An 8,115-nucleotide genomic window follows, 5' to 3' on the forward strand; every position below is an offset into this window, starting at 1 on the left:
CCCCCCGGGGACGTCTTCGACGTGGCGCCCGGTGCCCGACAGGACGGACCGGTCGGCGGCGGCTGGTTCGGCTACCTGTCCTACCCCGACGCCGGCGCCGACGGCCTGGGCCCGCGCATCCCGGAGGCCGCAGGCGGCTGGGCGGACGCGGTGCTGCGCTGCGCTCGCGACGGGCTGTGGTGGCACGAGAGCCTCACCGGCGCCGCCCTTCCCGGCTGGGTGCGGGAAGCGCTGCAGTCGACGCCGGAGCCGCGGGCCGCCACCGTCCGCTGGGGTGAGGCCGACCGGGCCGCGCACCGGCGCGGGGTGCTCGAATGTCTGGAGGCGATCGCGGCCGGCGAGGTGTATCAGGCGTGCGTGTGCACGCGGTTCGCCGGCACGCTCGACGGCAGCCCGGCCGACTATTTCATCGAGGCGGCCGCCCGGACCGCGCCGGCGCGCGCGGCGTTCGTGGCCGGGGAGTGGGGCGCGGTGGCGTCACTGTCGCCGGAACTGTTCCTGCGGCGCTGCGGTGAGGCGGTGACGTCGAGCCCGATCAAGGGCACACTGCCGGCGTGCGCGGACCCCGCGGCGCTGCGGGCCTCGGTCAAGGATGTCGCCGAGAACATCATGATCGTCGACCTGGTGCGCAACGATTTGGGCCGGGTCGCCCGCACCGGATCGGTGTCGGTGCCCGAACTGCTGGCGGTCCGGCCGGCGCCGGGCGTGTGGCATCTGGTCTCGACGGTGTCGGCCCGGGTGCCCGCGGAGCTGCCGATGGCGGCGGTGCTGGACGCGACGTTCCCGCCGGCGTCGGTGACCGGCACACCCAAGGCCAGGGCCCGTGAGCTGCTGTCGGCGTGGGAGCCGCACCGGCGCGGGGTGTATTGCGGCACAGTGGGTTTGGCGTCACCGGTGGCCGGCTGCGAGCTCAACGTCGCGATCCGCACGGTGGAGTTCGCCGCCGACGGCCGCGCGGTGCTCGGCGTCGGCGGCGGCATCACCGCGGACTCCGACCCCGACCGGGAGTGGGAGGAGTGCCTGCACAAGGCGGCGCCGACCCTCGGGTGCGGCGTCGGCTCACTGACGCGCGCGTAGCACCGCGTCGTAGAGCTCACGCTTGGACGGCGCCCCCGGGTGCGCCGCGACCACCTGCGCGCACGCGTCCTTGACCCGCATGCCGTCGTCGACCAATCGGTGCACCTCGGCGAGCAGAACCTGCGGGTCCGCGGACGGCGTCGCGCCCTCCAGCACCACGGTGATCTCGCCGAGCACCCCGTCGGCGGCCCACTCGGCGAGCTCACCGAGGCCACCGCGCACGATCTCCTCGTGCGTCTTGGTCAGTTCCCGGCACACCACCGCCCGGCGGTCGGGGCCGAGCACCTCGACCGCGTCGGCCAGTGTCTCGGCCAGCCGGCGCGGCGATTCGAAGAACACGCACGTGCGCGGCTCCCCCGCCAGCGACTGCAACCAGGTCCGGCGGGCCGCCTGCCGGCGCGGCGGAAACCCTTCGAAGCAGAACCGCTCGGACGGCAGCCCGGCGACGGCCAGCGCGGTGGTGACCGCCGACGGTCCCGGCAGACACTGCACGGTCAGCCCGTGCTCCACGCACGCCGCCACCAGCCGGTAGCCGGGGTCGCTGATCAGCGGCATGCCGGCGTCGCTGACCAACAGCACGGTGGCGCCGCCCTTGATCGCGTCGAGCATCGCCGGTATCCGCGACGCCTCGTTCTGGTCGTAGAGGCTGACGATCTTGCCGACCGGCTTGACCTCGAGCGCCTGGGCCAGTGTGCGGACCCGGCGGGTGTCCTCGGCGGCGATCACGTCGGCGCTGCCCAACGCCCGCACCAGCCGCGCCGACGCGTCGGATGGCTGTCCCAGCGGCGTGGCGCCCACGAGCAGTCGTCCAGCCGTCATGCCTGACAGCCTACGATCGCAATCGTGACCGCCCCGACCGAGCAGCTCCACCGCAGCGGTCGCACGGTCCCCGTGATCAGTCCCGGACCCGTCGTCCCGGTCGCGGACTTCGGTCCGGTCGACCGGCTCCAGGGCTGGGTGATGACCGCGGTCATCGCCGCGCTGGCTGCGATCACCCGCTTCCTGAACCTCGGCTCCCCCACCGACGCGGGCACGCCGATCTTCGACGAGAAGCACTACGCCCCGCAGGCCTGGCAGATGGTGCACAACGGCGGGGTCGAGGACAACCCGGGCTACGGGCTGGTCGTCCATCCGCCGGTGGGCAAGCAGCTGATCGCGATCGGCGAGGCGATCTTCGGCTACACCGGCCTGGGCTGGCGGTTCTCCGGTGCGGTGTGCGGGGTAATCCTGGTGCTGCTGGTGGTGCGCATCACCCGCCGCATCACCCGGTCCACCCTGGTCGGCGGGATCGCGGGCCTGCTCCTGATCGCCGACGGGGTCAGCTTCGTGACCGCGCGCACCGCGCTGCTCGACGGTTTCCTGACGCTGTTCGTCGTCGCCGCGTTCGGTTGCCTGATCGTCGACCGGGACCAGATCCGGGCGCGGATGCACACCGCGTTCCTGGAGGGCCGGATCGCCGAGACCGCGTGGGGGCCGCGCCTGGGTGTGCGGTGGTGGCGCTTCGGCGCGGGCGTACTGCTCGGTCTGGCCTGCGCAACGAAATGGTCGGGCCTGTACTTCGTGGTGTTCTTCGGCCTGATGACGGTGGCCTTCGACGTCGCCGCCCGCAAGCAGTACCGGGTGCCGCGGCCGTGGCTGGGCACCCTGCGCCGCGACGTCGGCCCGGCGCTGTACGCGATGGTCCTCATCCCGTTCGGGGTGTACCTGGCCTCCTACACGCCGTGGTTCGCATCGGAGACGGCCGTGGACCGCTACGAGGTGGGCCGGTCCATCGGGCCCGACAGCGTGCTGCCGATCCCCGACGCGCTGCGGTCGCTGTGGCACTACACCTACGGCGCCTACCGGTTCCACTCCGGACTGACCAACGCCGACGGCAATCATCACCCGTGGGAGTCCAAGCCGTGGGCCTGGCCGATGTCGCTGCGACCGGTGCTCTACGCCATCGACACCGAGAACGTGTCCGGGTGCGGGGCCCAGTCGTGCGTCAAGGCCGTGATGCTGGTGGGCACGCCGGCGATGTGGTTCCTGGCGGTCCCGGTGCTGGCCTGGGCGCTGTGGCGGGCCTTCGTCAAGCGGGACTGGCGCTACGGCGCGCTGCTGGTCGGCTACTTCGCAGGCTTCCTGCCCTGGTTCATCGACATCGACCGGCAGATGTACTTCTTCTACGCCTCCACCATGGCGCCGTTCCTGGTCATGATGATCGCGGTGATCTTGGGCGACATCCTCTACAAACCCGGGCAGAACACCGCGGACGTGAGGAGCAGTATGGGCGCCGAGCGGCGCACACTGGGCCTACTCGTCGTGTGCTGCTATGTCGCGGCGGTGATCACCAACTTCGCGTGGCTCTATCCGATCCTGACCGGGCTGCCGATCTCCCAGCACACGTGGAACATGCAGATCTGGCTGCCGTCCTGGCGGTAGGCCCGACTCACTCCCCGCGCCGGACCCTTGACGCCAGATCGACACCACGGCTGCTGATCCTCCACGACCTCCGGACGACAACGACCCCTATGACGATCTCGCTCCGAGATCGACATCCGGGCTGCGCTGATCTCGAAAAGGCCCCCGTGCACAGCCCCCGGGTCGATCTCGCCTCAAGGGTCCTTGCCACGTACCTGCCGGCCTGTGGCTCGTCGATCCCCAGTCCCGATGCTGTCCACAGGCAGACGCCCGAACCTGAGGCGCGGCGGCGGCCATGTCGGCCCGCACGGCGAGGGTCAGAACCATGGACCGACCGTTCCTGGGCCAGGAGGCCATCGCTGCGGGACTGCTGACCCGCGGCGCCCTGCGCTGGCACCACCGCAAAGTGCTGCCCGGTGTCTATCTGCCGGCGACGGCCCGCCGGGACACCCTGAACATGGCCTACGCCGCGTGGCTGTGGACCGGCCGGGAGGGTGTGATCGCCGGGCTTACCGCGGCGGCCCTGCACGGGGTCAAAGGTGTCGACGTCGAGGCGCCGATCGAGGTCATCGCCGAACCCAGGCGTGTTCAGCCCGGTGTCATCGTTCGTCACGAACGTCTCGGCGCGGACGAGATCCGACCGTACGGCCAGATGCGGATCACCACACCGGCCCGCACGGCATTCGATCTGGCCAGGCGACTGCCGCGAGACGACGCTGTCGTACTTCTGGACATGCTCAGTGCTGTCACCGGAATCACCCGCGCGGACGTCGCGCCGCTGCGGCAGCGCTACCGGTCGGCACGTGGGACCGCGCACGCCTACAAGGCCCTGGACCTGATGGACGGTGGATCGCGCTCACCCGAGGAGACCATGGTCCGACTGTGGCTGATCGACGGCGGGCTGCCTCCCCCCGAGACCAGAATCCACATCGGCGACCACATATGGGAATCCGTCATCGGGCTGGGCTGGCCCAAAGCCAGGGTCGCGGTGCAATGGGCCGAACACCGTTACAACCTCGCGAGCGACATCCTCTTCCGCGATCTGCTGCGCCGGCAGCACTGGCAGCTGATCGAGGTGGCGTCGTTCCACATTGGGATCGGCGTCGTCTCGCGATGCCGGGAAGCGTTGCGTCGCAGCCCGTTCCGCTAAAGGGGATCGCGGCCGGCGGGACACGACATGCAACGGGGCCCGCCGCGGCCGGTGCCGAGCTCCGAGGCCGCGATCGGCAACACCTCGATCCCCGAATCGACAAGGCGGGCATTGGTTTCGGTGTTGCGTTCGTAGGCCACGACAACCCCGGGCGCCAACGCCAGGGTGTTGTTGCCGTCGTCCCACTGCTCACGCTCGGCGGTGACCGGATCCAGCCCGGTGTCGATGACGCGCAGCTTCCCGATCCCCATCGCCGCGGCGGCGGCGTCGACGAACGGGGCGGCCCGGTCGATCTTCACCCCGCCGCCGTCCTCGCGCCGGATGGTGAAGGCCGTCAACGAATCCTGAATGTTCGGGTACATCACCACCGCGTCGGTGTCGACCATCGTGCACACCGTGTCCAGATGCATCTGCGCACGTTCCTGGGCGATCGGCACCGCCAGCACGGTGTGCGCGAGGTCGTCGTCGAACAGGCTGCGCGCCAGCGCCTCAGCGCCCGCGGGGGTGGTCCGCTCCCCGACCCCGACCGCGACCACCCCGGGCGCCAGCAGCAGCACGTCGCCGCCCTCGATCGGCGCCGACCGCGATTCATAGGCCCGACGCACCCCGAGGAACCGCGGATGGTGGGCGTAGATCAGATCCGTCAGCGACGTCTCGCGCACGCGGGCGTGCATCGACAGCGAGGTGATCGCCACCCGCGGACCGATCCAGAACGACGAGTCACGGGTGAACAACAGGTTCGGCAGCGGATCGATGACGAAGTCCGCGCCGTGGTGCATCCGGCGCACCAGCGACAGCTCGTTCTCCCCGAAGGTCAACTCGTCGAACGTCATCCCGGCCATAAGCACCCGGGCAAGCGCACCCGCGTCGAGCGTGCGCAGATATGCCGAGAGTTCCTGCGCCAGCGGCACGCCGAGGCGGCGGGCGTCGACGGCGGCGGAGATGCCGTGCATCCGGGCGGCCCCGCTCTTGGCCAGCGCCTCGGTCAGCAGGTCACCGAGCAGCAGCACCTCGACCCCGCGCGAGCGCAGCAGTTCGGCGAACGCGTCGTGCTCCTGCTGCGCCCTGGCCACCCACGGCAACCCGTCGAACAGCAGGGTGTCGTTGTTGCGGGGGGTCAGCCGCTGCAACTCCGCTCCCGGCCGGTGCAGGATGACGACCCGAAGCCTGCCGACCTCTGAATTGCACCCGAGCGCGGCATCAGTCACGTCTAGCACCGTAACCCGAACAGCCACCTCAACTAGGGTTGAGGTCATGGAGTCGCCCCACGACCTCACGCCGGGAGAGATGTCGGCCCGCAGCGGGGTGGCGGTGTCCGCGCTGCATTTCTACGAACGCGAGGGGCTGATCGCCAGCCGACGCACCGGCGGCAATCAGCGCCGCTATCCGCGGGACACGCTGCGCCGTGTCGCGTTCATCCGGATGTCGCAGCGCCTCGGCATCCCGCTGGCCCGTATCCGCGAGGCCCTGGCCACCCTGCCGTCGGACCGGGTGCCCACCAGCAAGGACTGGGCCAGACTGTCCGCCGGCTGGCGGGAGGATCTCGATCAGCGGATCCTGCACCTGCAGCGGTTGCGCGACAACCTCGCCGGCTGCATCGGCTGCGGCTGCCTGAGCCTGAAGGTGTGCGCGCTGGCCAATCCCGGCGACATGCTCGCCGGGGACGGTCCCGGCGCAGTCCGGCTCTGATATTTCGAACGCCTGTGCGATAGACTGCCGGGCATGGAGCAGGCTCTGCAAAGCTCTCTGTTCGACCACTCCGAGCGCCGCGACCTCGGCAACGGCGCCTGGCTGGAGGTGCGGTCCGGCTGGCTGTCCCAGGACGGCCTCGCCGACGACACGCTGTTCGGCGAACTGCGCGATCAGATCCCGTGGCGCGCCGAACGGCGGCAGATGTACGACCGGGTGCTCGACGTGCCACGCCTGCTGAGCTTCCACAACCTGCTCGACGATCCGGCTCCGCATCCGCGACTCAAACAGCTGCGCCGACGGCTCAACGACGCGTACGCCGGCGAGCTCGGCGAACCGTTCGTCAGCGCGGGCCTGTGCCTGTACCGAGACGGCAACGACAGCGTCGCCTGGCACGGCGACAACATCGGTCGCAGCAGCACCGAGGACACCATGGTCGCGATCGTAGGACTCGGCGCGACAAGGGTTTTCGCGCTCCGTCCGCGCGGCGGCGGTCCGTCGCTGCGGATACGGCACTGCCACGGCGACCTGCTGGTGATGGGCGGGTCCTGCCAACGGACCTGGGAGCACGCCATCCCGAAGACCGCACGGCCCACCGGGCCGCGCATCAGCATCCAGTTCCGCCCCTACGACGTCCGCTGACGCCGCGTCAGCCCTTGATGAGCTCGACCGTCTGCGTGACCAGATCACGGGCCCGCTGCGTGTCCACCTGGGCGACGGGCTTGTCGGCGACCACCAGTGGGTTGGCGGTGACGATCACGATGAAGGTCCCGAAGTTGGCGACGTAGTTGTAGAGCTCGCCGGTGCGCGGCCCCTGCTCGGTCGTGGTCTGCAGCACGCGGTGGGTGCCCACGGTGCGCACCCCGTCGATCTGCGGCGCGTCGACGACCTCGACGAGGCCGCGCATGCCGGGTCCGGTGAAGCTGACCTTGCGGCACTGGTCGTCGGGGGTGTCGACCGGGACGGGCTCGGAGGTCTCGACCGCGATCACGATGTAGCGCACCCCGTCGCCCTCGGCGGTGGTGGCCGCCATGTTGCCCTTGACGCCCGCGGGAATCGCCTGCTCCGCGGCGGCCTGTCCGCAGTCGGCCGGATCGAAGGCCAGCCCGGGTGGCAGCTTCTGGGCGGTGAGGTACTGCGGGTCGATACCCGCCGGGCCCACGGAGTTGACCGTGAACGACGGCGGGAACTGCGCTTTCAGCTCCGCGACGCGGCCGATATCGGCGTTCGACAGGTCCTCGGACTGCGCGGGACTGCACGCGGTGGCCAGCGCGGCGCACACCGCCACCGCGATCGTCCGGAGGTGCGAGGGGTTCGACATCGCCGCAAATGTACCCGCGGGTGCGGGCTCAACCCCGCAGCGCGGACACCGTTTCGGCGAGCAGTCCGGACGCGAACTCAGCGCCGAGGGCCGGATGCGGCGACCCGGGATCGGTGAGCACTGCGACGAAACAGACGTACCCGCCCAGATCGGCGACGAAAGTGTCGGCGTGGGCGTGGGTTTCGGTTCCGCCTTCGACGACGGTGGTGGTGACCGCGCTCATCCCGGTCGTCCGCGCGGCCTCGATGTCGGGTCCCGCCACGCCGGTCACCACGCCCGTGGTGTGTCCCGACGCGACCGTCCACTCCCGGCACTCCTGGTCGGGGCCCGGGCTCGGCGCCGCGGGTTCGGTGGCGCCGGCCACCACCGCGTAGACGATCCCTCCGGGACCCGAGGCCGACCAGCCCCGGGCGGTCGCCGGATCGACCGCGGGCGCGCCCAGCACCGCACACGGCGCGGGATCGGTGGCCGGTGTGTC

At 70.9% G+C, this 8,115-nt stretch carries 9 protein-coding genes; 5 read left to right on the forward strand and 4 right to left on the reverse strand.

The annotated features are described in order from the left end of the window. Nucleotides 1-1,077, forward strand: a 1,077-nt coding sequence (locus tag MVA01S_RS27290) for an aminodeoxychorismate synthase component I (protein WP_060941771.1), incomplete at its 5' end; no start/stop codon positions are given. Here the strand turns inward: MVA01S_RS27290 and rsmI are convergent. Further along, nucleotides 1,060-1,896 carry a 16S rRNA (cytidine(1402)-2'-O)-methyltransferase gene (rsmI, locus tag MVA01S_RS27295; protein WP_003929891.1) on the reverse strand — a complete coding sequence of 279 codons (837 nt, stop codon included), beginning with the start codon at nucleotides 1,894-1,896 and terminating at the stop codon, nucleotides 1,060-1,062. The genes MVA01S_RS27290 and rsmI overlap by 18 nt on opposite strands. 24 nt (nucleotides 1,897-1,920) lie before the next feature. On the opposite strand from rsmI, the gene MVA01S_RS27300 reads away from it, so the two are divergent. Together MVA01S_RS27300 and MVA01S_RS27305 are read left to right on the forward strand one after the other, a co-directional pair. Beyond that, complete coding sequence (locus tag MVA01S_RS27300; protein ID WP_003929890.1) at nucleotides 1,921-3,498, forward strand: dolichyl-phosphate-mannose--protein mannosyltransferase; 1,578 nt, start codon at nucleotides 1,921-1,923, stop codon at nucleotides 3,496-3,498. A gap of 304 nt (nucleotides 3,499-3,802) precedes the next feature. Further along, nucleotides 3,803-4,627, forward strand: a complete 825-nt coding sequence (locus tag MVA01S_RS27305) for a hypothetical protein (RefSeq protein WP_003929889.1) — start codon at nucleotides 3,803-3,805, stop codon at nucleotides 4,625-4,627. Here MVA01S_RS27305 and arcA read toward each other — a convergent pair. Continuing rightward, entirely contained in the window at nucleotides 4,624-5,835 is a 1,212-nt protein-coding gene (gene arcA / locus MVA01S_RS27310) for an arginine deiminase (protein ID WP_003929888.1), read from the reverse strand. The two genes, MVA01S_RS27305 and arcA, sit on opposite strands and share 4 nt — an antisense overlap. 46 nt (nucleotides 5,836-5,881) lie before the next feature. Here arcA and soxR point away from each other — a divergent pair, with 46 nt between their 5' ends. Then, nucleotides 5,882-6,316 carry a redox-sensitive transcriptional activator SoxR gene (soxR, locus tag MVA01S_RS27315; RefSeq protein ID WP_003929887.1) on the forward strand — a complete coding sequence of 145 codons (435 nt, stop codon included), beginning with the start codon at nucleotides 5,882-5,884 and terminating at the stop codon, nucleotides 6,314-6,316. Between the two features lie 33 nt (nucleotides 6,317-6,349). Then, nucleotides 6,350-6,958 carry an alpha-ketoglutarate-dependent dioxygenase AlkB gene (locus MVA01S_RS27320; protein ID WP_003929886.1) on the forward strand — a complete coding sequence of 203 codons (609 nt, stop codon included), beginning with the start codon at nucleotides 6,350-6,352 and terminating at the stop codon, nucleotides 6,956-6,958. 7 nt (nucleotides 6,959-6,965) lie between these two features. Here the strand turns inward: MVA01S_RS27320 and MVA01S_RS27325 are convergent, their stop codons facing one another. Further along, complete coding sequence (locus MVA01S_RS27325; protein ID WP_003929885.1) at nucleotides 6,966-7,637, reverse strand: DUF5642 family protein; 672 nt, start codon at nucleotides 7,635-7,637, stop codon at nucleotides 6,966-6,968. A 28-nt stretch (nucleotides 7,638-7,665) separates the two neighbouring features. Further along, on the reverse strand, nucleotides 7,666-8,115 hold a 450-nt coding region (locus tag MVA01S_RS27330), incomplete at its 5' end, for a DUF5642 family protein (protein WP_060941772.1).

The organism is Mycolicibacterium vaccae NBRC 14118 = CIP 105934 (assembly GCF_001552715.1).
Taxonomy (GTDB): Bacteria; Actinomycetota; Actinomycetes; order Mycobacteriales; family Mycobacteriaceae; genus Mycobacterium; species Mycobacterium vaccae.